General features: G+C 47.8%; 18 protein-coding genes. 5 read left to right on the plus strand and 13 right to left on the minus strand.

The genetic code is table 11. The features are described 5' to 3' along the window. Positions 1–42: 42 nt before the first annotated feature. From BM056_RS06745 to BM056_RS06760, 4 genes are all read right to left on the minus strand, one after another. Positions 43–2,451, minus strand: a complete 2,409-nt coding sequence (locus BM056_RS06745; RefSeq protein ID WP_092470024.1) for an ABC transporter permease — start codon at positions 2,449–2,451, stop codon at positions 43–45. Continuing rightward, positions 2,451–3,161 (minus strand): ABC transporter ATP-binding protein, encoded by a 711-nt coding sequence (locus BM056_RS06750; protein WP_092470026.1) that lies wholly within the window; start codon positions 3,159–3,161, stop codon positions 2,451–2,453. Before BM056_RS06750 ends, BM056_RS06745 begins: the two co-directional genes overlap by 1 nt. 13 nt (positions 3,162–3,174) lie before the next feature. After that, on the minus strand, positions 3,175–3,612 hold the full coding sequence (locus BM056_RS06755) for a GbsR/MarR family transcriptional regulator (protein ID WP_092470027.1): 438 nt from the start codon (positions 3,610–3,612) through the stop codon (positions 3,175–3,177). 167 nt (positions 3,613–3,779) lie between these two features. Then, entirely contained in the window at positions 3,780–4,079 is a 300-nt protein-coding gene (locus BM056_RS06760) for a hypothetical protein (protein ID WP_092470029.1), read from the minus strand. Positions 4,080–4,158: 79 nt separating this feature from the next. Here BM056_RS06760 and BM056_RS06765 point away from each other — a divergent pair, with 79 nt between their 5' ends. Beyond that, on the plus strand, positions 4,159–4,551 hold the full coding sequence (locus tag BM056_RS06765; RefSeq protein ID WP_092470030.1) for a hypothetical protein: 393 nt from the start codon (positions 4,159–4,161) through the stop codon (positions 4,549–4,551). Positions 4,552–4,633: 82 nt separating this feature from the next. On the opposite strand, the gene encB is transcribed toward BM056_RS06765, so the two are convergent. Continuing rightward, positions 4,634–4,942, minus strand: a complete 309-nt coding sequence (encB, locus tag BM056_RS06770) for an encapsulin nanocompartment ferritin-likeEncB family encapsulin nanocompartment ferritin-like cargo protein cargo protein (protein WP_092470032.1) — start codon at positions 4,940–4,942, stop codon at positions 4,634–4,636. A gap of 75 nt (positions 4,943–5,017) precedes the next feature. Continuing rightward, positions 5,018–6,781 carry an Rqc2 family fibronectin-binding protein gene (locus BM056_RS06775; RefSeq protein WP_092470033.1) on the minus strand — a complete coding sequence of 588 codons (1,764 nt, stop codon included), beginning with the start codon at positions 6,779–6,781 and terminating at the stop codon, positions 5,018–5,020. 166 nt (positions 6,782–6,947) lie between these two features. Between BM056_RS06775 and BM056_RS06780 the strand changes: the two genes are divergently transcribed. Both BM056_RS06780 and BM056_RS06785 read left to right on the plus strand, forming a co-directional pair. Further along, on the plus strand, positions 6,948–9,698 hold the full coding sequence (locus BM056_RS06780) for a calcium-translocating P-type ATPase, SERCA-type (protein ID WP_092470035.1): 2,751 nt from the start codon (positions 6,948–6,950) through the stop codon (positions 9,696–9,698). 218 nt (positions 9,699–9,916) lie between these two features. Continuing rightward, complete coding sequence (locus BM056_RS06785; protein WP_092470036.1) at positions 9,917–10,117, plus strand: hypothetical protein; 201 nt, start codon at positions 9,917–9,919, stop codon at positions 10,115–10,117. Between the two features lie 79 nt (positions 10,118–10,196). Here the strand turns inward: BM056_RS06785 and BM056_RS06790 are convergent, their stop codons facing one another. The 7 genes from BM056_RS06790 to BM056_RS06825 form a co-directional block, all read right to left on the minus strand. After that, positions 10,197–11,855, minus strand: a complete 1,659-nt coding sequence (locus BM056_RS06790; protein WP_092470038.1) for a hypothetical protein — start codon at positions 11,853–11,855, stop codon at positions 10,197–10,199. Then, positions 11,852–12,640 (minus strand): ABC transporter ATP-binding protein, encoded by a 789-nt coding sequence (locus BM056_RS06795; RefSeq protein WP_092470040.1) that lies wholly within the window; start codon positions 12,638–12,640, stop codon positions 11,852–11,854. Before BM056_RS06795 ends, BM056_RS06790 begins: the two co-directional genes overlap by 4 nt. A 143-nt stretch (positions 12,641–12,783) precedes the next feature. After that, positions 12,784–13,818: a PQQ-binding-like beta-propeller repeat protein gene (locus tag BM056_RS06800; RefSeq protein WP_092470042.1), complete on the minus strand. Its 1,035-nt coding sequence runs from the start codon at positions 13,816–13,818 to the stop codon at positions 12,784–12,786. 132 nt (positions 13,819–13,950) lie between these two features. Then, positions 13,951–15,483, minus strand: coding sequence for a stalk domain-containing protein (locus BM056_RS06805; RefSeq protein WP_165613413.1), 1,533 nt, complete (start codon positions 15,481–15,483; stop codon positions 13,951–13,953). A gap of 145 nt (positions 15,484–15,628) precedes the next feature. Beyond that, complete coding sequence (locus BM056_RS06810; RefSeq protein ID WP_165613414.1) at positions 15,629–16,984, minus strand: TolB-like translocation protein; 1,356 nt, start codon at positions 16,982–16,984, stop codon at positions 15,629–15,631. A gap of 776 nt (positions 16,985–17,760) precedes the next feature. Beyond that, entirely contained in the window at positions 17,761–17,910 is a 150-nt protein-coding gene (locus BM056_RS26120) for a hypothetical protein (RefSeq protein ID WP_165613415.1), read from the minus strand. A 206-nt stretch (positions 17,911–18,116) separates the two neighbouring features. After that, positions 18,117–18,560: a hypothetical protein gene (locus BM056_RS06825; RefSeq protein WP_092470052.1), complete on the minus strand. Its 444-nt coding sequence runs from the start codon at positions 18,558–18,560 to the stop codon at positions 18,117–18,119. Between the two features lie 490 nt (positions 18,561–19,050). Here BM056_RS06825 and BM056_RS06830 point away from each other — a divergent pair, with 490 nt between their 5' ends. Both BM056_RS06830 and BM056_RS06835 read left to right on the plus strand, forming a co-directional pair. Next, a complete protein-coding gene (locus tag BM056_RS06830) occupies positions 19,051–20,403 on the plus strand; it encodes a sensor histidine kinase (RefSeq protein ID WP_238456357.1) in 1,353 nt (450 codons plus the stop codon). A 55-nt stretch (positions 20,404–20,458) separates the two neighbouring features. Then, entirely contained in the window at positions 20,459–21,214 is a 756-nt protein-coding gene (locus tag BM056_RS06835; protein ID WP_092470056.1) for a LytR/AlgR family response regulator transcription factor, read from the plus strand. Positions 21,215–21,367 lie beyond the last annotated feature (153 nt).

The following is a 21,367-nucleotide window of genomic DNA, read 5'->3' on the forward strand; positions in this document are numbered from 1 at the left end:
TCTTTTATTCTGACTCCTGAATTCTGTCTCCTGACTCCTAATTTAATCTTTATTCTTTAATACTTCCACCAGTTGCAGCTGCCGGACACCCCTGACAGCCAGCAGGTGGGCCACTATGATGAAGAAAAAACCACCCAGGGCAGAATATATATAAGTGGTTGGATAGATTATTACCGGCATGGTAAACAGGTCCGTGCTTACCGCACTGATGTAGCCCTTAACCATCAGGTAGCCGAAGGGCAGGCCCAGGGCTACTCCCAGCAGGGATTGCAGCAGGTTTTCCTTCAGCAGGATGCCGGAGACCTCCTTTATCGTAAAGCCCAGCACTCGCAAAGAGGCCAGTTCCCGCTGCCGTTCTGAGAAACTGATGACCGAAGAGTTGTACACTATGGCGAAGCCCAGCAGCAGGGCGAAAATGACCATAATAGAGATTGAGTAGACCATGGCGTCCATGTTTTGGTTGAAATTGCCCAGTTCCTGCTGGCGGCTGAGGATGGATGAAACGGCGGTCATGTCCTCCAGTTCCTCTTCCAGCTGTGCGGTAAAAGCAGGGTCCATTTTCAGCATAACACCGGATGCCAACTGCCTCTCCTGCAGAATGAGGTTGGCCTGATCCAGGGAGACGAAGGAACCTGCCCCCACCAACTGTCTGTTGATACCCACGATTTTAACCTGGGCGTACCTGGCAGGGCCGATGCCCAGCAAGGTTTCCACTTCCACCGTATCGCCCACCTTGGCTCCCAACCTGTCCGCCGTCCTCTGGCTGACGAGCAGGCCTTCTTCGGGTATTTCAACGGGCTGCTCCCGGGGGTCCCGCAGTCTTTTTAAAGTGGTTCCGGGTTCTAGTCCGGTGATGGAATCATCTTCGTTTTTACCGTTAAACTTGATTTTTACCGGTATCTCCAGCAGGGGTTCCGCTCTATTCACGCCCGCTATACGATTTATATTCAAAAGTTCGTTTTCCTTCACCGGTGAAGTAAAGCGGATCAGGTAGTCGTAACGCTGGCTCTGGTGGAAATGAGATTCAATCATGTAGTCCACAGCGTCAATGGTAAACAGGGACACCACCAGCATGCCCACGGCAAAAACAACACCTACCATGGTGATGGCGAAGCGGCTGCGGTTCCGGGCGGCGGACCTGATGCTCATCTTCCAGGAGGTATCCAGCCGGTGCCAGAGCCATGACAGATTCTCAACCAGAGTTTTACCACCACCTTTGGGCGGCTCGGAGCGCATGGATTCCGCGGGGTTGATGGCAGTCACGCTGCGGCATGCGGTCAAGCCGGCCAGGGTGCTTACCCCGAGGCTGAGGATGATACCGTACAGGATGGCCTGGGTGTTCACAGCCCCAATGGTTGCCGGCAGGTTAAAGTATATGGCATAAGCCTGGGACATGACCGAGGCCAGGGCAAGGCCCAGCAGAGTTCCCATTACGGCGCCGCATAAAGCCACCAGGACGGAATAACCGGTATAATGAAGGATAACTTGCCTGTTATTATAGCCCAGGGCTTTCATGACTCCGATTTGCAGGCGCTGGGAGCGGACTAGGCGTCCCAGGATGACGAACTGGATGGCGGCGGCAATGCCCAAAAAAATGGCGGGCATAAAACGTGAAGAAGCTTTTAGGCCGTCCAGTTCACCCTCCAGCATGGCGTTGCTGAGCTGTTGCTTGCGCGGGTAATCGGCCAGGTTGCCGTAGGGTTCCAGTATGCTTTTTACCTGCTCCGCCACCTTTTCAGCGTCGGTGCCCGGGGCCAGAGTGACCAGTACCTGGTTCACCTGCCCTTGCAAGTTCAATAGCTGCTGGGCCCTTTCCCGGGACATGGCAATGATGCCGAAGGACCTGGGGTCGGGTAAAAGGGTGGCGGCGTCTTTCATCAGATAAATAAATTCCGGCCCGGTGGCGGTGCCCACCATGGTCAGGGGCACGGTCTTTCCCTCCGCCACGATGGTGACGGTGTCGTTGAAGTCCAGGTGGTTGGCTTCGGCATACTGGGGGTCCACCAGGATCTCGATATCACCGGTCCGGGTAGGTTGCTCTCCGGGCCTGCCAGTCACTGTCTCTTCGGCAAAAAACCGGCCGGTGAGCAGCTGCAGGTTGTTGATTTCTTGTTCAATGGGCAGGGAATAGCTGGTTAGGCGGGCGGTAGCCCGCTTGTTATAATCGTTGACCAGGGTAACGTCTTTTTGGATACGCCCGGTTACTCCGGTTACTCCGGGTATGGTTTCAATCTGTTTGGTCACCTGCTGCGGGGCCTTGACCACTTGGAAGTAATAATCAGCAAAATTATGATCCCGGTAAAACTTCTCCTTTGATTCGTTTAAGTTGAAGTACGCGGTGGTCATGGCTATGTAAACGGCTATACCCACCGTAACCACCGCCGCTACGGCTATAAACTGCCCCTTGGTTTTGCCGATGGTGCGCCATAATTTTTTGTATAGAGCGCTCATTACCACTCAATCCTTTCCGGTGACAGGGGGGAGGCATTCTCCCTGATCTCGGCTATGGCGCCGTCTCTCATGCGTATCACCCGGTGGGCCATGTCCCCGATGGGGGTGTTGTGGGTAACGATAACCACGGTGCTGCCCCTGTCCCGGTTGATTTGCACCAGCAGAGCCAGGATGAGTTTTCCGGTCTGGTAGTCCAGGGCGCCGGTGGGCTCGTCACAAAGCAGCAGACGGGGGTTTTTCACCGCCGCCCGGGCGATGGATACCCGTTGCTGTTCACCGCCGCTCATTTGGGAGGGAAAATGGTCCATCCGGTCGGCCAGGTCCACGTCTCTCAGTACATCGGCGACAGCCAGAGGCCCGTCCACCAGGTCGGCGGCCAGTTCTACGTTTTCCCTGGCAGTCAAGTCAGGTATCAAATTATAAAACTGAAATACAAAGCCAATTTCATTTCTTCTGTAACTGGTTAACTGATTGTCATTAGCCAGTCCGAGATTATGTTTATCGAAAAACACCTCTCCTGTGGTGGGGAGGTCCATTCCCCCCATAATGTTAAGCAGAGTGCTCTTCCCGGAGCCGCTGGGACCCAGGATTACTAATATTTCACCCTGGTACACATCCAAGGTGGTTTCTTTCAGGGCATTAACTGTCACTTCTCCCATGTGGTAGGTTCTGGTCACGCGGTTCAAACGCATCAGTGCATTATTGGTCATGTCCGCACGCCTTTCATGGTTTTTCCGAGGATTCGTCAATCTCATCCTTCTTCCAGCGCTCATATTGAACCGATATGTCTGATAAATACCAGTTGATAAAACTAAAGTAGTCTTTCAATACCAGCAGGTTTTCCCTGGATTCCCGGCATTGGGGCGGGACACAACTCAACCCCCGGTCGATTAATTCCGCCCAAGTTTTCATTTCACCGGCCTTTTCCATCGAGGCTTTGATCCAGGACTGTGTATTGGCACAGTAACGGGCTTTGCGTTCTCCGGGGATGCTCACCTTTTCAAATATGCGCATAACCAGTCCCTGGCGGACGGTGAGGGATGCCGTGGCCTTGCTGAACAACAGATCTTTGGCTATCTCGTCCAGAGTCCGGGGCTGATCGGCCAGCAGCAGGTAGCCAAAGGTGCGGCCCAGGGTCTTGGTCGCGCCTGAATTTTCCATTAACAGCCCCAGTTCTTCTATGAATTGAAGTTCCTGCTCTTTGATGTAGCATCACGCTCCTTTCGGGCATTATAACATTTAGTTTGTTTAGTTGCAATTAAATAAACTAAAAACAGTTTGGGATTATAATTGACCGTACTCAGGGTGTGGCAGTAACATGCTGATAGTTACGGTAATTCAAACAATGCTCCAATAAGTATAGTATAGGTTAAAATAATTAATAATCCTGAACATAGTATAGCGGTAAAAAAGCTTCTGATAGCTGTGACCCAATTGCTAATACCACAAAATCCAAAGACACTCAATATAAATACAATTAAAGTTAGGTATAAAATAAATATCAAAGGGTGTATACCTGTCCAGGCTATTATTATATTTTTAAGATGTGACGAAGCACCACGTATAAAAAAAAGAATCAAACATAACCAAGAAAGAACGAATGACCAAAAATTTATTTTATTTCCCATTAATGCCTCCCAGTTGGTAAATAGTCTTCGTATTTTATGATATCATATATAAAACCAGTTAAAGGAAGGTCTCTTGTTTGTGAATAATGAAAAGCTGAGGAAAAAGGTCAGAAGGACCGCTGCTGAAATTTTAGCTGCTGAGATTGTCATTTCCCCGGTTGATCTGTTAATGAGGATGGGAATGTTATCAAAAAAGGACTATGAAGATTGGAGAATGGGAAAAATCCCATATTTAGAGAGGGTATGTCGGGCTAACTTGAGCAAGTTGGGGACAGCGATGAAAGAACTGAAGAAATTTGCACGGGAAAATAACCTAAAGCCTTCAATAACGGTGTACACAAAATGGGGAAAAGGGAAAAAGACATTACTGCGGTTCAGTAAAAGCAATAATCCCGCTATAGAAAAAGCTTATTCAACTCATTATGTAAATAGGAAGTTATGCGTTGATGTGAATTTTAGCGCCAATACATAACCCCCCAAAATATTTCAAAAATAGCCCCAGGTATGATGGCTGGTAAACTTGTAAAGCTTATACCTAACAACACGCTTGCCGATCAAACATCTTTCATAGCATCAATCATTTCTTCAACTTCGCGGGCCCCTTCTTCATAGAACTTCGCCTCATCAGGTGCTAATTCATAAAGAAGCCTTAAAAACTCACCGGCATGAACCCGTTCCTCATCAGCTATATCCTTCAACACCTTTCGGGCCAGCTTATTATCAGTAGATTCCGCCAGCTGCATGTATAACTGGACGGCTTCATACTCAGCAGCTACCATAAACCGGATAGCCCGGACCAGTTCTTCGTTACTTAGTGTGCGCCCCGCTGCCAAGCCGGAAAATGGATTGCCAAAATCAGGCATTCTCAAAAACCTCCTTGTATCTTATCTTGTTAGAGTTTATGAAGCGGGGGATTAAAATATGTAATTATATGAAAATCAATTCTTGCCTCCCGGGACTCCCGGGTCAACATAAACTGTTTTTTGCTTTTCGTAAATCACATAGCCGGGTTTGGCCCCGTTTGGTTTTTTTACATGCTTGCGCAGTGTGTAGTCAACCGGAACATTGGATGATTCCCTGGCGCGGCTGTAGTAAGCGGACAGGGCTGCCGCCTCCAACAGAGTTTGATCCGGAACCGGCCTGCCGCCGGCGCGGATGATTACATGCGAGCCGGGTATTTTACAGGTATGCAGCCAGATATCGGTGTCTTCGGCGGTTTTTAAGGTCAAAGTGTCATTTTGGCGGTTATTTTTTCCCACTAAAACGGTAAAACCTTCACTGGATGTGAATTCCAGCGGTTTCAACTTGGGCTGCCTGGCTTTGGCCTGTTTTTTACCCTGCACTGCGGCAGGGCTTTTTAAATACCCCTGACTCACCAGCTCCTGTCTGATTTCTCCCAACTCTTCGGCGTTTTCAGCCAACTCCACCGCGGTTGCCACACCTTCAAGATATTGCAATTCCTCAGAGGTCTGATTAGCCATTTTTTGAGCCGCCACCAGGGTATTCCTTGCTTTATTGTATTTTTTAAAGTAGTTTTGGGCGTTTTCTGCTCCGGAGCGTTCCGGGATCAAAGGGATAGTTATTGTCTTTAATTCCGGGTCGTGATAATTTTCCAGTTCCACTTCATTTAAACCCCGCTCGACCCTGTACAGGTTGGCAGTGAGTAATTCACCGTAAAGGCGGTACTGGTCGCCTTCTTCAGCGTCAAGCACACTTTTCTGCTGCAGCTTTAGCTTTTTATTCAGCCTTTTGTTTTCTTTTTTAATCCGGTCCAGGATCAGAGCCTTTTGTTTGCGCAGTTCTTCCCGTCCGGCTTTGTCGGAGAAAAATTTGTCGGCTGTTTCATTGGCTGCCTGGTAGGAATATTTAACATTGTCCTTAGGCACAACCGGCATGGGAAAAAACTCAACCGGACAGCCCTGCGGGTTATAAACCAAAGTGGTTTTGATTGCATCGGCCTTACTTGCTTCTAAAACTTGCTGCAGTGACTGCCACAGCATCCGCAATTCGTGCTCGCCGCAGTGGTTAAGCACCAAATCCGCAGGCAGCCCCGCAAGCTCTATAATTTCGCGGCAGGTAGGAATGCTCAACCCATCCAGTTTTTTCTGAATTGCAATTGCCAGCGGTTCGTCCAAATCATCTCCCATGACCAGTTCCCTGAAGTGCTCTTCCGTTAAATCAAAGGGATTGGCTTTATTCTGGCCGGGCGGGGCAATGTACCGGCGGCCGGGCAGCACTTCCCGGTGCCGGCTGACTGCGTGGGTATATCTGCGGATGCCGTCTATGATGGTATGATCTGTTCTTGCTACCAGGATGATATTGCTGTGGCGCCCCATAATTTCACAGAACAACGATTTCTGAGCTGGTTGACCCGTTTCGTCCCTGGTATCGATTCTAATATCCAGCACCCGGTCCAGTCCCTGCTGAAAAAAACCAACAATTCTTCCACCCTCCAGGTGCTTGCGCAGCAGCATGCAAAACATCGGGGGTGCGGTTGGGTTGGTCCGAACGGCTGATGTGATGTGAGCCCTGGCATTAATGGCATTAGCATTGAGCAGCAGCCGATATTTACTGCCGGGTTTGGATATGATCAGTATTATTTCATCGCGAATAGGCTGGTAAATTTTTTCGATTCGGCCTTGATTTAATTTTTCATTTAATTCTTTGCATATACCATGCAAAAAAAGACCGTCAAATGGCATGGTCCAAGTCCTCCGTTTACACAAATTACCTCCTAGTATACCACCCATAATGATCCAGGTAAATAGGAGACCCCTAACGGTTTAACGGTTAAAAAAATGGTAATTATTTCATCTCTATTTGAATATGTTTGTTAAAAATATGTAATTTTCTTCAAGGGGTGAGGACATGCCTGGAATCTGGCCAACATTAAGCGCTGAAGAAACAGCGTTGCGCCTGGAGGTGGACAACTCTAAAGGGCTGAGTGACCGTGAAGCCCGGACAAGATTGGCGCGGATCGGGCTGAACATGCTCGAAAAAGGCCCGGACGTAGCGATGTGGCAGATGTTTTTAAACCAGTTCAAGGACTTTATGGTGCTGGTGCTTTTGGCAGCCACTGCCATTAGCGGGTTTCTGGGAGAGTGGTCGGATGCGGTCACTATATCTATTATTGTATTGCTTAACGCCGTGCTGGGAGTAATGCAAGAATACCGGGCCGAGCGCTCCATGGAGGCGCTAAGTGAGCTTACCGCGCCGGAGGCCAGGGTAATGCGGGGGGGCCTGGAGAAAAAAATTCCGGCTGCCGAGCTTGTTCCGGGTGATATCGTTATTTTGGAAGCCGGCGACAGGGTCCCTGCGGATATTCGCCTGACACACACTGTTGATATTGAGGCTGTTGAGGCTACATTAACCGGAGAGTCAACTCCTGTAAAAAAACACACCCACACCCAGGAGCGGCAAGTTGGTCCCGCCGACACCGGCAACATGGTGTTTATGGGTACTATCTTAACCCGCGGCAGGGGACAAGGTATTGTTGTAGCCACTGGAATGGCCACGGAAATGGGACAAATTGCGGGGATGATCAGGGAGGCCGAAAATGAGCCTACCCCGCTTCAGCGGAGACTGGCCCAGTTGGGTAAAGGTTTGGTGACATTTTGTCTGGGCGTTTGTGCCCTGGTTGTTGTGGCGGGTATTCAGCGGGGGGAACCGGTGTACCAGATGTTCCTGACCGGGGTTAGCCTGGCAGTTGCGGCAATTCCCGAAGGCCTTCCGGCCATTGTAACGGTGGCTCTGGCTATCGGCGTGCAAAGGATGATCAGGAGAAACTCCATTATCAGGCGGTTGCCTGCAGTGGAAACCCTTGGCTGTGCAACTTTTATCTGTTCGGATAAAACAGGCACCCTGACGCAAAACGAAATGACAGTCAGACGGGTATATGTTGCCGGCGGTGAACTGGAAGTAACGGGTGAGGGGTATGATCCCAAAGGGAAATTTATAGGTGAGCTGCGGGGATCAACTGAGGCTGGCTTAAATAAAATGATGTATATCGCAGCTTTGTGTAATAACTCCGTTTTGTTCAGAAACAGTATTTCCATCGGAGGTTTATTCAGAAAAAACGGTGGGAAAAACAGTGTTGCCTGGCAGATTAACGGCGACCCTACCGAAGGGGCGCTGATGGTTATGGCCGCCAAAGCCGGATTTTGGCGGGAGAGGCTGGAAAAGCAGGATTTGCGGCTGGCTGAAATTCCCTTTGATTCGGAACGAAAAAGAATGACAGTGATTTGCGGTGACAAAAACGGTAAAAAAGAGGCTCTGGTTAAAGGGGCACCCGATGTGGTGTTGGGCCTGTGCACTCACTATTTAAAAGAAGGCCGTCCGGTCCCGCTGGACAACCGGGAACGTTCAAGGATACTGGCCGCCAATTCAGATATGGCGGAAAATGCCCTACGGGTTCTCGGCCTGGCCTACCATGAGCTGCCGACCGGTTTTAATGTCAAGGGCGGTGATCTGGCTGAGGTTGAGCGTGACCTTGTTTTTGTCGGACTGGCCGGAATGATCGACCCGCCCAGGCCCGCTGCCGTCAGTGCTGTGCATACGTGCCGGCGGGCCGGGATAAAAGTAGCCATGATTACCGGTGACCACCAGCTTACCGCCCAGGCGGTAGCCCGCGAGATGGATATTGCCGGGCGTGACGGCCGGACGCTAACCGGAGAGGAAATAGAAAAGTTAAGTGACGAAGAATTGGCCGGCCTGGCAGAGAACACCCACGTATACGCCAGGGTCTCGCCGCGCCACAAGCTCCGTATCGTTAAAGCCCTAAAGGCCAACGGGCATGTTGTAGCTATGACCGGCGACGGTGTAAATGACGCGCCGGCCGTAAAAGAAGCCGACATTGGCATTTCCATGGGTATAACCGGCACAGATGTCACCAGGGAAGCATCGGCCATGGTGCTGGCTGATGACAATTTCAGTTCAATAGTTGCCGCAGTCGAAGAAGGCAGGGGCATCTATGAAAATATCCGCAAATTTATCCGCTATCTGTTGTCGTGCAATGTTGGTGAAGTGCTGGTAATGTTTTTAGCGGTACTGGGGGGATTGCCGCTGCCGCTTTTGCCCATTCAAATCTTATGGATGAACCTGGTAACGGACGGCCTGCCGGCTATGGCGCTGGGTGTGGATCCCATAGATCGTAATATCATGCGCCGCCCGCCGCGTGATCCGGGTGAAAGCATCTTTTCCCACGGTTTGGGGCTGCGTATATTAGGCAGTGGCTCGATGATAGCAGTGCTTACGCTTTTAGTGTTTGGTTATTCCTTTATTGAAGGCCGCAATCTGGAGCTTTCCCGGACGATGGCTTTTAATACCCTGGTTTTCCTGCAGCTGTTTTATGTTTTTGCCTGCAGGTCCGAACATGTCAGTATCAGGGATATCGGACTGTTCACCAACCCCCACCTGGTTGGGGCGGTGTTGATTTCAATGTTATTACAGGTTTCCGTAACTTATCTGCCGTTCTTGAATTTTATATTCCACACTGTTCCGCTAGGTTTGGGACACTGGTTGGTCATTCTGGCGGTTGCTGCGCTGCCGACTGGCTTAGGCGTATTATTAGCCGGATTTGGCGGCCGGGTCAAGGAAAAGGTAACTTATTTAAAAGTTTAAGCACTAACCAGCCCCCTTGCATCCAAGGGGGCTGGTATAACTGCCGCCAGAAAGCTTTTTTGAATTTGAACTATTCTATGGGTAAAAATTCAGGACGAATCAGACTATGGTCCTATTGCATTAGGACTTGCTGACCATTTACAAATCCAACTAAATACTCAATAATACTTGAAATAGGTAATAATTTGTTTGTATTTTGGATAACAGGATGAGAAAGCATGAAATTAGACGAATTGCGCCAACGATTAATCTCATACGGTTATCATCCCGATGAGGTGGAATACGCTTTGGTAGAGATTTTGCAATACAAAAAAGCCGAAATTATAAACTCGACGGATATTAAGGTTTTGCTCAGTATGCTGCAGGAAAGAATGGAAATAGCCAGAGCTGAGTTAAGGGTTAAGATTTTTACAGATTGACTACCGGACCCCCTTGCGTGCAAGGGGGTCTGTTTATGGCGCTAGCGGGGCCTCATAATGGCTGCACTTATCGTAGAGATTAAAGAACATCTTTCCAGGCAATATTAGCACTTGTTTTCCATGAATTAACAACAATAAAAAGTATTGTTATCATATAGATAAATAATCCAAGGTAAACATCTTTTAACGCGTAATGTAACGCCGCGGAAATGCCGCAGAAGGCAAATGAACCCAAGACAACCTCAAACTTAATGTTTTGGGCATTTTGAAAGTCTTTGCTGAACGGCAGTTTTTTGGGTGATAGCCGGAAAAGCAAAATGATTAATAAAAGCATGTTTAAAAATATCAATAGTGCATGCGGCAGTAGACTAATGCCGTAAGGTATGGCAAACAATAAGCATACAAACAAATATACCGGGATGAGATACTTCAATACAAAACCCAATAACGCTCCCCTGAGTATGACGCCTGGTGACTCCACGGGCAAAGCTTTGTATAGCCATGCCCCTTGATATTTTTCGCTTGAATTTATGGTCAATATGCTTGTAGAAAGAATTAAAACAGTGATATAAATAACCAGGTAAAACGGTCCTTGAGCTATGTCTGACAGTACTTCATGCTGCGAATCTTTGCCGATCAATGGATTTACCAGCATAATTATGGGCAAAAATGCCGCAAGGCCAAGATTGGGAAATAGCCGCAGCTTTAAATTCCGTTCGCTGGAAATCATATTTTGAGAAAATCTGCAAAAGACATTTTCAGAACTGTTGGGAATAATATAATTAAGCAGCTTTTTAGATTTAACAGCTCTGTTTTCCGCTGTTTTGCGTTTCCTGGCCGCAACCTGGTCAAGTTTATGTAAGCTCTTCTCGAAGTAGGTAACTGCGACCTTAAAATATATTATCAAAAGCAAAATCGGAATTAGCAATCCCATAAGACTTAAATAAATAAGGTGGCTTTGCAGCCTGTTCTCCAGAAGCAAACTAAAAGGCGCTGCAAACCAGGCGGAAGGAAGCAGATATAGCCACCATTTGAAAACAAAACCCGTATTTAAGTCCATAAAATTGAATATGCGGCCAACAAACTGGTAGACAATTGTTATTGCCAACGATAAAATGATTTGACAATAATTAATAATATCCTTAAGCTTATCACCATCAAAAAATAAAAGAATGAAGAAATAGAGAAAGGTGGTAAAGAAAAGAATAAAACCTGAGACAAGTAACAACTCAAAAAATAGTATAACAGCAAATAGCGGGCCCTGTACTAAAGCTCCTACTATTAACAAAGGCCCGGCCATGATAAAAGTAATGGTTAATAAATTAATAATTATGTGAGTTATTTTAGCGGCATTTACAGTCTTGGCATCTATAGGTTTTGATAATAAGACAGACTTATCCTTTGTGTCCAGCAATGCAGTAGAACAGTCAGACACCATAGTCATCGCAACCATAAATATAATCATTGCGATGATAAGATTCATTTTAAAGAAAAGGGGTACAGGAAGGAAAATTAAAATCATAAAAAAAATACCTATAATTCCATAGGTCAATAAAGCTGTATTGAAAGTGTTTTCTCTATTATCATTTTTATTATTAACCAGTATTGCAGGTACTTTTCTGCGGTCCATCAGTAATTTAATTTGCAAAATTTTTCTCATTACCGGGTAATTAACTCCCATAACCCGGTAAAAGAAACTGAAAAAGTCAATTAATTTAAGGACTATGAAATCTTTCATCTGTTAAACTCCTGTAATTCATTAATGAATTCATGCGCGATTTCTTTGTGTTTGTTAAAGCCGGTCAATTGGTTGAATATCTGCTCAAGCGACCCCTTACTGCTCTTTTCCTTAAGCTCGTCAAAGCTTCCGTCGGCAACGATCTGCCCATCATTAATCAAGATTATTCTGCTGCTGATTTTTTCCACCACATCCATAATGTGTGAAGAATAAAATATGGTTTTACCCAGGGCCGCCAACCCCGCCAAAATTTCTTTGACAATCATTACACTGTTTGCATCCAGCCCGCTTAAGGGTTCGTCCAAAAACAAAATATCAGGATTATGGATAAGACTGGAAATAATCAGCAGCTTTTGCTTCATACCCTTGGAGTAGGACGAGATTCTGGCGTGGTAAACTTCTTCTATGCCGAGCATGGACATAAGCTTTTTGGCTTTGTTATTGGCTTGATGCAAATCGAGGCCGTAAACTTCTCCAATAAATGTAAGGTATTCATATGCTGTCAGGTTATCATATATTTCCACTGTTTCAGGCACGTAGCCTATTTTCCTTTTATATTCCACGCTGCCGCTGGAGATATCTTCGCCAAAGATTTTGATTCTACCACTGTACCCATCCACCAGCCCAAGCATGATTTTAACAGTGGTGCTTTTTCCCGCCCCATTGGGTCCTATGTATCCGATAACCTGTCCCCCGTATATCTCAAGACTAATCCCTTTCAGTACTTCTTTGGTGCCATAACTCATTGTAAGATTATGAATACTTACTACCGGTTCAATGTTCATTATAATAGTCCCTTCTTGGTAAAATATAAAATTATAGAACTGCCGGGTTATAAAGTCTCTTGGGAACCGGCCAATCTTTAATCGAAAATATGAAAGATAACAGCTCACTATCTTCACATCTATAAAAGTTGCTTGGCGATTTGTTAATCAGATATTTCGCCGGTAGCTACTTCAAGAATGCGGGATTGGGAGCTGGTGAGAGTTAGTACCAGCAATAGCTTTTCCTGCGCCGGAACAGCCTGCCAGGTATTCATCACCGGGTAGCCCTGTAAAGCGGCGGACCAATCCCGTGTCCTGGTTATGTGGCCTTGTTCATTGATTTCCAACAAACGGTGTGTATTCAAATCGGTAACCAGGGTATAGCCGTCTTCCAGACGGCGGGCGCTGGAAGGCGCCGCCAAGAATTCCGGATTTGTTTCTAATTTCGCACCGGCTTGCCGGCGGCCGAACTGCCAGACCACCTGCTTGTTTCTGTTTATTTCCAGAACCCGGCCCCCGGCCAATCCCCGGTCCACTACAAGTACGTTGCCGTTGTCCAGGCCTGCGGCCATGACCGGCTGCTCCAGGTAACCAGCGCTATCCGAAGGCAGCGGTTTGTAGCTGCCGTATGACCATACCACCCGGTCCTGTTTGTCCAGTTCCACGATCATGAAGGGCAGGGTCACCAGAACATTGCCGTTGGTCAGTTGCTCCGCGTAACGGGGTGACTCGGCCAGAGAATTGAAACGGTGCTCCCATACCACTTGGCCGGTTGGGGAAACCTCCAGTACTCGTGGCACATACGGCAGCCCCGGCACCCCGGAGTCGGCCACCAGCGTGTTTCCGTTTTGCAGCCGCTTTGCGCTAACCGGCTGCACGCCGTCCAGGGACCAGACCACCCGGCCCGCAGGGTCGATTTCCTGCACTGAAGGTTCCTGAAAGCCCACCCGGCTAACCAGGTAATTCCCGTTTTCCAGCGGGTCGACAAATAACGGATGGTTGACGGTACTTGTGTCGACATATTCCCGGTTGATTGTTCCGGCAGCGATAGAGATGTTTTCCTGCTCCGCAGGTGAAATTTGTTCCGCTGCGGCGGGAAGGCCCGGCACGCCCGCCAGCAGGGCCAGGCCGAAAAGTGCCGGTATAAATAATTTGCTTTTTTTAATTAAGTTTGGGACGAATATTTTACTAATCAACATCAGGATCCTCCTCCTGTAAGGTTTTATGTTCAGAAGGCGGGGAATCCTACCTTCATTAAACGTTGGAATCACCCGCACGTAATGTATTTAAAAGAAGAAACTTCCCATAAAAATGATGGGATCAAAGGTGATTTACATTTTCTCTGCGGTGCTGTAGATTTTAACGGCTTTGGGGTTACTCTGCCAAATCACCCGGTCTCCCAGCGATTCACCGATAAACCTGAGGGGGACCATGGTGCGTCCGTTCACCGTTCGGGGCACGGCATCCAGGATTATGGTTTTACCGTCCGCCCGGGCTTCATTTTCGCCGATGGTGAGGCTAACCGATCGTTCACCCCGTACCGCATCTACGGTCTTGGTATCCGGGTCCCAGTTTACCGTAGCACCCAAAAGTTCGAATATTCCGCGCAGGGGGACATAGGTACGCCCTTTTTCCAGGTAGGGGGGAGCATCGAAATAGACCCTCCGCTCATCCAGGTAGGTGGGTATCTGATAAAGCACCACCAGCGCGTTGGCCACTTTTCTTTCACTGCCGTCGGAGGGTTTGCTTACCAGCTTGCCATCCGCCCACATGGCACTGGAACCGCCGCCATCCAGGGCGGCCGCCTGTACCGAGCCCAGGCGGACCATCAGCCAGGCCAACTCGTCCGGCGTCAGTCCTGCGCTGGTGTTGGCAGCGGCACTGCCGCCCGGGTTGGCCTTTTGCGGGGTAGACGTACTGTTATCCCCGGCGCTTTGCAGTTTTTCCACCACCACCAGCAGGATATTCCCGTCGGCCTTGACTCCCATGGCAGTCCGCGCATTAGACGACAACACCCCGCCCCGGAAACCTTCGTTAACGGCCTGGGAAACGGGTACTCCGTCTTGTACCAGCAGCGGCCCACCGGTTACCAAATGCTCGATGCCTTCCAGACCGGGGCCGAATTTGGAATTGATTTGAACGTCGTCTCCCGACTGGAAGGAAGCGGCCAAAGCCGCCTGCATGCTGCCGAAAACCAGTACGTAATTTTCGGAGCCCGGTTGCTTGTCCACAACTTTGAACGTACCGTCCTCCGTTCTTTGTAACACTACGATATTGGCCGACGGCGGGTTGATGCCGCCGCTTCGCAGGGGCGTCAACAGCGTCACTTCGTCGGTCCCGGGCAGTTGATTATAACCTGTTACGGCAATACTGCCCCGGTTTGTTAAAACCTCGACCTCGGGCATAAAATAGCCAAATTTAAAATTGCCCTCGCCGGTCCAGCCGACAGAGGTGCGGAGCAGATCCCGGTAATAGTGCACCTGGCCGTCTACCACCAATCCCCCGATGGGGTTACCGCTGCCGCCGTCAAAAAAACCACCATTCACCGCTGCCACGGCGCCGTGCCGGGCGGCCAGGCTGCTCACTGTTTCTCTGCCTCCCAGTGCATCATTTCCCGTTGCCGGCCTGATTTCCAGCAAGTCTTCGCCGGGCTTGATTTCCGTAATGTGGCCTGTTACCGGCTGTCCGGACCAATTATTGGTCGAAAACGGGTAATAAACTACTCCGGGAGCCAGTTGTTTCTTGGCACCGTAATGGATACTGCCCTCTACGGTAATACCGGCAGCGGTGCTCCCGGGCCACCCTACGCTGACCAGACCCAATAACGCGGTGCAGATAATTATTCTCTTAATCCAGTTGAGCATACTTTGTAAAGCCTCCCATATAATTTGTCTACTAAGCACCCAATTTAAATATAGACTAACTGTTTTTCTGTTTAGTTCCATATTTAATGACTATAAATGCAATATGCTCTTTTGATGCTCGTTGGCAGTGGAAAAAAGAAAAAGGTTACCGGTAATAAACCAATTTATAAGACGGTGAAGTATAAGCAAAATAAGAATGCCAATCCTCTTGTCCCGGCATTACATCCACAATCTTGACCGGATTGCCGTCGTGGACGTTGATCAGCCATACAGCGTTATCTTTAAGATAGATGATATGAGAACCGTCACGAGACCAGAGCGCACGCTCGATTCCGGTTCCGGCTTCGTCCAGCCGCCGGGCATTGGCGCCGCCGGCATCAGCTATCCAGAGAGACCAGGTTTGCTCCCAGGCAGTAATTGCTTCTTCATTTTCCGGGTAATCCTCCAACTCGGCAGCCTCCAAGTAAGAGATGTAGCGTCCGTCAGGAGACCAGTCCGGATATAGGGTTACTGTATTGGTCTGCCGGGGCAGTTTAGTACAGGTGCCTGTCTGGGAATCAAATTCAACAAGATATTTATTCATCCAGAATTCTCTCCCGTAGCCTGCGACAGCAAGCAGCTTTTGGCCATCCGGAGACCAGGAACGCCACTCTGGATAGAGTTGGGTGACTGTAAGCGGGTATGGTTTACCGCCGGACAGCGGCAGAGAGTATAGTTTCAACCCGTCCGCACACGAGGAAACCCCGTGTCCAGGGTCTACCCAAAAGAGCAATGCATTGCCGTCGGGCCGCCACCCGGCAAGTATTATACCTGCATTCTCTTCAATATGCAGTTGCAGCGGTTTTCCTCCTTCCACCGGTGTAATGTAAAGAGCATCATCGCGGTTAACAGGAGCTTGTTCATCATAAGGCAATGTATCGACATAGGCTATGGTTTTGCCGTCCGGCGACCAGGCAAATGAGGAAACGGATGTGTCTGCGGAGGTGATCCGACGGGGCGTTTCGCCGGGCCAAGCCAGGTAAATCTCTTGTTTGTCCGCGCCATGATCCACGCCGGTGGCAACGGCAAGCGCATCGGCGTTGGGCGACCAGGCGAAATCCAGGGCATTAACCGGTGCCGGCAAGCCGGTGATTTCGTGGGTTATGCTTCCATCCGCTTTGGTGATCACGAGCCGATTTCCGTTACCGAGATAGGCCAGCCATTCCCCGCCCGGAGACCACTGCGGCTTACCGGCCGGGCCGGTGTCGCTTAACCTGGTGATTGTACCGTTATCCCCGTTTAAGACGTAAAGCTTGTCTTCCCGGGTAAACGCCAACCGCCCCTGACCGCGCCACGCTTCATTGTTAAAATTCGGCATTTCTAATGTGGACTTGTTGGAGCGGTCGGGGTTGGCAACTTCGGTCTGACCGGATTTATTGGACTTGCTGCAGCCTGCTGAAATAAATAATGCCGCTATGAGCAGCAGAATAACGGAAAGTTTTGTGACAGCGATTAGTTTCATGATCATAGCCTTCCTTTGGTAATTGCTTGATTGACTGATATTTCTACAAATAGAGACGGCAAAAATACGTAAATGTTCCGGAAATAATGGTGTATGGAAAAATAAATTTTGATGATGTTGGCATTGCTGCAATAAAGCCAGCTTTTGACAAGTAGCAAGTGTGGGGGGCCCGACAGGGTTGGATTTATCGCCGGGAAATTGAGTACATAAATCGAGGATTTAAAAGAAATAAAGAATAAAAGTAAAAATAATCAATTTAATGGAGGTTGATATTGTATAAAAAGTAAAGGAAGGATAGCGCTGAAAACGGCGGGGGGCTCCATCGTATAAACTGTCACCGGCAGCCAGCAGGTTGATTGTTCCAAAAAGCGTAGGGGCAGCAGCAAAGGGCTGCCGGCAGTGGTGGCGGTTTTCGCTGCCTATTTTCTAAACAAAGGATATATTTCCTTACGTAATAGATCTAAGACAGTATATCCTCCTACCAATAAGACTAGTACATATTCAATAAGGTTAAGAACCTTGAACTCATTAAAAATGGGTGCTTTATAAAAAATATATCCAAGATATAAGACAAATAAAAATATACTGCCAAATTTCTTGATTAACCCCATAATGCTGGGACTCCTTTCTAATACTAAAATAGTGAGAAATATATTCACTATAACGAATTGTTAATTATAACATAGAGATTTGTTATGAGTATGGTAAGTATATATTGCTGTAGTACAACCATGTTGCGGCAAAGAACTAGCCAACATTATAAATTTCATAACTAATCACGATTGTTCCGGGGTTTTACCGACATAACTGAAGCCCCACTCGTCCCATCTCCAGACGGTGCTGCGTGCAGGTGCTGTTCTGTCCATGGCATAAAGCTGTCCGATAATCCGGTGGTAACTGCCCTCTTCTACAACCAGCTCGTTCATGCCGTCATCGTCAGCATCCCGGACAGTAAAGGAGACGATGGGGCGGTCGAGGTCGGAGGAACACCACGTCAGCCGCAGGGTGTTGTCAGACAGGTGGCAGCATTTCATTGGTTAGCTCCTTTCATATTTCAACTGTTGGAAGATATGTATTGTCTTGGCTGTTTTGGTTAAATATATTTGATTATCGTAAGGGATTCTCCTTCTTTCTATAAACTAAGTTTGCTCCGCAATTTATCCTTCCCCGCCGCCAGCAACCCTAAAACGTGATTTGTCGAGCAATCCATACAACCGGCGATTTCTCCGCAATCCAAACCTACCTTATACTTTAGAATCACCGCCACCCTTTCCCGGGGTGGCAATTCCAGCAAAGCTCTCTGTATCAATTCCACACCGGACAAAAAGTGTGACTCGGAACAGGTGGTATTCATACCAATTTCTTCTTGTTCTTCGCAATATTGGCGGAAAACATGGCAAAATAAAAGCCATACCAGGTTTTTATTAGTCTTAAAACCCGGCAGGCTGAATTTATCGAAAACCAGGGCGCTTAACTGCTCCGCCTTTTCCCGGTGCCCGGTTAGATAAAAACCAGCGGTATAAACTTGAATGATTAATTGGTCCAGGTCGTTTACCAAACTACTTTTTTCCGGCATAAACTTTCTTATAACCTTTCCAAGGCTTTCTCCAAACGGACGTCAACATGATATACCACTTCCGAATATTCGGTTTATAAGTAATGTTTTGGGTTTTTCATCACATACATCATATTACTAATAATTGTTCTATGTCCATTATCCTTGTCTGAAAAGGGCATATCCTTGTCTGAAACCAGTATTTGCATGTCTGACTAAAAATCAAAAGCTACTAGCTGATAAAGAAGACTTAGTTCAGGTGGGGTTTTGACCCCATCTGAACTTTAGTCGCACTTATTTCGAGCTTACAGCCTGTGCGAAGATAACGCAAAAATTAAAAGGTTATTGGCATATTACGTTGAAAATTTGTTTATGCACTGAATATTTACTATCGTTAACTTCACATAAACAAAGGACACAGCCTTCAAACACCCAAATCCACTTTTCGGACAATCGGGAAAGGAATATTAAGCCGCATTCAAGAACCGGGAGGTGAAGCGTCTTGGATAAAATGTCATTACTTGCCCTGATTTTGGTTTCACTGCCCGAAGTGTTATTGGTGACCATGTTGGGGTTTCAACTGGCAGGCCTTAAAATAATGCCGCTGCAGCTGATAATAACCGGTATTGCTCAAACGGCATTTTCCTATTACATCAGACTGTCCTCCATACCTTTCGGGCTGCACAGCCTGGTTCAGATGGCCATTTATGTGGTGATTCTACGGGTCGTCACCGGCATATCTTTGCGCAGGGTTACCATTATCGCCCTGCTGGGCCTTGTGGTATTCGCGACGCTGGAGGCTGCCGTCGTACCCCCGCTATTAAACAGCACCGGTTATTCTTTACAGGATATTTTCGTCAGGGACGACGTGCGCATCGGTCTTTTTCTACCGGAAGCAGTGGTTATTTTGATTTTTATTGTTGCCTGCCGGCGGTACAATTTTCACCTGCTGGATTTTGCCTCCGAGCTCAAAGACCGGGCTCCCGAAGACGGCATTGGCAAGATGGCCGAGAAAGCGTGTTTAAACTTATATATACTGGTGTTATTGCCCGTGCTGCTGCTTGCCGTTGTAAATATGGTGCTGTTTGTCTCCCGCACAGGCGCTTTGCCTGATATATATTTTCATCTATTTGCCGCCACATTCAGTATGATACTTGTTGCGATAACAGTGCTGTCCATGGGATCGTTAAGAAAAATATCCTTTTTAAAAGAAAAAGAATTCGAGGCCCGCAAAGCCGGGGAAACCATCGCCCATCTGGACAAGTTGATTAGAACCATTAGAAAGCAGCGCCATGACTTTAATCACCACCTGCAGGCTGTATACGGGCTTTTGGAGGTCGGTTCCTGCGATAAAGCACGCGATTATATCAAACAAATGTTTTTAGATATCTCCAACCCTGCGGAAGTGGTTAAAACCGACAATCCCGGTATCAGCGCCATGCTGTTTGCTAAGGCGGGCCAGGCCGAAGCCCGGGGTATATCTTTTAGCGTTCTGGTGGACTGCAGTTTGCGGGGTGTTTCCTTAAGCACTATGGAGGCCAACTCCTTGCTGGGAAATCTGCTGGACAACGCCATCGAGGCAGCGGCAGCTTATACCGGGGCGCATCGCTCTGTAAGGCTGGAAATTACCCGGGAACCCGGGGAATATATTTTCACCGTGGCCAATACGGGTGATCCAATTCCCCTTGAAACACGGGATCGAATGTACGAGCCGCACTTCAGCACCAAAAAAAGCAACCGGGGACTGGGAATGGCCATTATTAAAGAAATCGTGGACAAATACTCGGGCCGGATCGCCATAGATCATGCCGAAGGTGAAACAATTTTTTCCGTACATTTATCGGATAAAGGTGCCGGGAGGTGAAACCAGCCGAAGCCACCCGTGAAGAAATAATTGATAGAAAGGTTTGTGACAGATCATGCTCACGGTATTAATTGCTGAAGACGATCCCGCTATGCGCCATGTACTTAATAAGACATTGTCACAAATACCAGGAGTGGAAGTTTTGGGAGAAGCCGGCGACGGCATCACGGCATTGAAAATGGTGGAGAAATTAAATCCCCGGGTAGTCTTTATCGACATTGACCTGCCGGGGAAAAACGGTGTGGAACTGGCGCGGGAAATTTGCGATATCTATTCCCAAACCATTCTGATCTTTGCCACCGCCTATGACGACCACATTCACGAAGCTTTTGAAGTATATGCTTTCGACTACCTGGTCAAACCATTCAAACTGGACCGCATTAAAAAAACCATGGAAAGAATCAAGCAACAGGAAAGGCAAAGGTCGCCGGTTCCAACAAATCACTTTGTTCCACCCGTCGCCGAAACAAATCCTGCCAGGCTTGTGATCAGGCAGAACGAAAAGCTGATCTTTTTAGATACCCAAGACATTATCTTTATCACCAGGGAAAAACGGAAGACCGTCATCGTTACCAGCATAGATAAAATCAGCATCACGGAAAGCCTGAACAGCGTTGAGACAAGGCTGACCGGCAATACCTTTTTCCGTTCCCACCGGGCCTATATTGTGAACTTAAATATGATCAGGGAAATCTGTTCCTGGGGCAAAAATGGCTACGAAATTACTTTTTCCGGCACACGGCAAACGGCAATACTGGCCTTGAACAAAGCCAGGGAACTGGAAAAAACACTGGTATTGCCCGGTAGTTAAAGATGAATATAACCAAGATCATTAGTTTAGTTATGTTGTAAAGCAACAAAAAATTGAGGTGGTGCTAGAGGTGTGCTTAAAGATTTAAGAGATTTAAAACAGATAGTTAATGAACTGAAAGATAGCCAGAGCAAGTTCCCATCATCATATGGA

Source organism: Desulfotruncus arcticus DSM 17038 (assembly GCF_900113335.1).
Lineage (GTDB): Bacteria > Bacillota > Desulfotomaculia > Desulfotomaculales > Desulfallaceae > Desulfotruncus > Desulfotruncus arcticus.

Bases quoted from the DNA above. Each gene is read 5' to 3' on its own strand.
- BM056_RS06745 (WP_092470024.1), bottom strand. From the start codon at position 2,451: ATGAGCGCTCTATACAAAAAATTATGGCGCACCATCGGCAAAACCAAG.
- BM056_RS06750 (WP_092470026.1), bottom strand. From the start codon at position 3,161: ATGACCAATAATGCACTGATGCGTTTGAACCGCGTGACCAGAACCTAC.
- BM056_RS06755 (WP_092470027.1), bottom strand. From the start codon at position 3,612: ATGGAAAATTCAGGCGCGACCAAGACCCTGGGCCGCACCTTTGGCTAC.
- BM056_RS06760 (WP_092470029.1), bottom strand. From the start codon at position 4,079: ATGGGAAATAAAATAAATTTTTGGTCATTCGTTCTTTCTTGGTTATGT.
- encB (WP_092470032.1), bottom strand. From the start codon at position 4,942: ATGCCTGATTTTGGCAATCCATTTTCCGGCTTGGCAGCGGGGCGCACA.
- BM056_RS06775 (WP_092470033.1), bottom strand. From the start codon at position 6,781: ATGCCATTTGACGGTCTTTTTTTGCATGGTATATGCAAAGAATTAAAT.
- BM056_RS06780 (WP_092470035.1), top strand. From the start codon at position 6,948: ATGCCTGGAATCTGGCCAACATTAAGCGCTGAAGAAACAGCGTTGCGC.
- BM056_RS06785 (WP_092470036.1), top strand. From the start codon at position 9,917: ATGAAATTAGACGAATTGCGCCAACGATTAATCTCATACGGTTATCAT.
- BM056_RS06790 (WP_092470038.1), bottom strand. From the start codon at position 11,855: ATGAAAGATTTCATAGTCCTTAAATTAATTGACTTTTTCAGTTTCTTT.
- BM056_RS06795 (WP_092470040.1), bottom strand. From the start codon at position 12,640: ATGAACATTGAACCGGTAGTAAGTATTCATAATCTTACAATGAGTTAT.
- BM056_RS06800 (WP_092470042.1), bottom strand. From the start codon at position 13,818: ATGTTGATTAGTAAAATATTCGTCCCAAACTTAATTAAAAAAAGCAAA.
- BM056_RS06805 (WP_165613413.1), bottom strand. From the start codon at position 15,483: ATGCTCAACTGGATTAAGAGAATAATTATCTGCACCGCGTTATTGGGT.
- BM056_RS06810 (WP_165613414.1), bottom strand. From the start codon at position 16,984: ATGAAACTAATCGCTGTCACAAAACTTTCCGTTATTCTGCTGCTCATA.
- BM056_RS26120 (WP_165613415.1), bottom strand. From the start codon at position 17,910: ATGAACGAGCTGGTTGTAGAAGAGGGCAGTTACCACCGGATTATCGGA.
- BM056_RS06825 (WP_092470052.1), bottom strand. From the start codon at position 18,560: ATGCCGGAAAAAAGTAGTTTGGTAAACGACCTGGACCAATTAATCATT.
- BM056_RS06830 (WP_238456357.1), top strand. From the start codon at position 19,051: ATGTCATTACTTGCCCTGATTTTGGTTTCACTGCCCGAAGTGTTATTG.
- BM056_RS06835 (WP_092470056.1), top strand. From the start codon at position 20,459: ATGCTCACGGTATTAATTGCTGAAGACGATCCCGCTATGCGCCATGTA.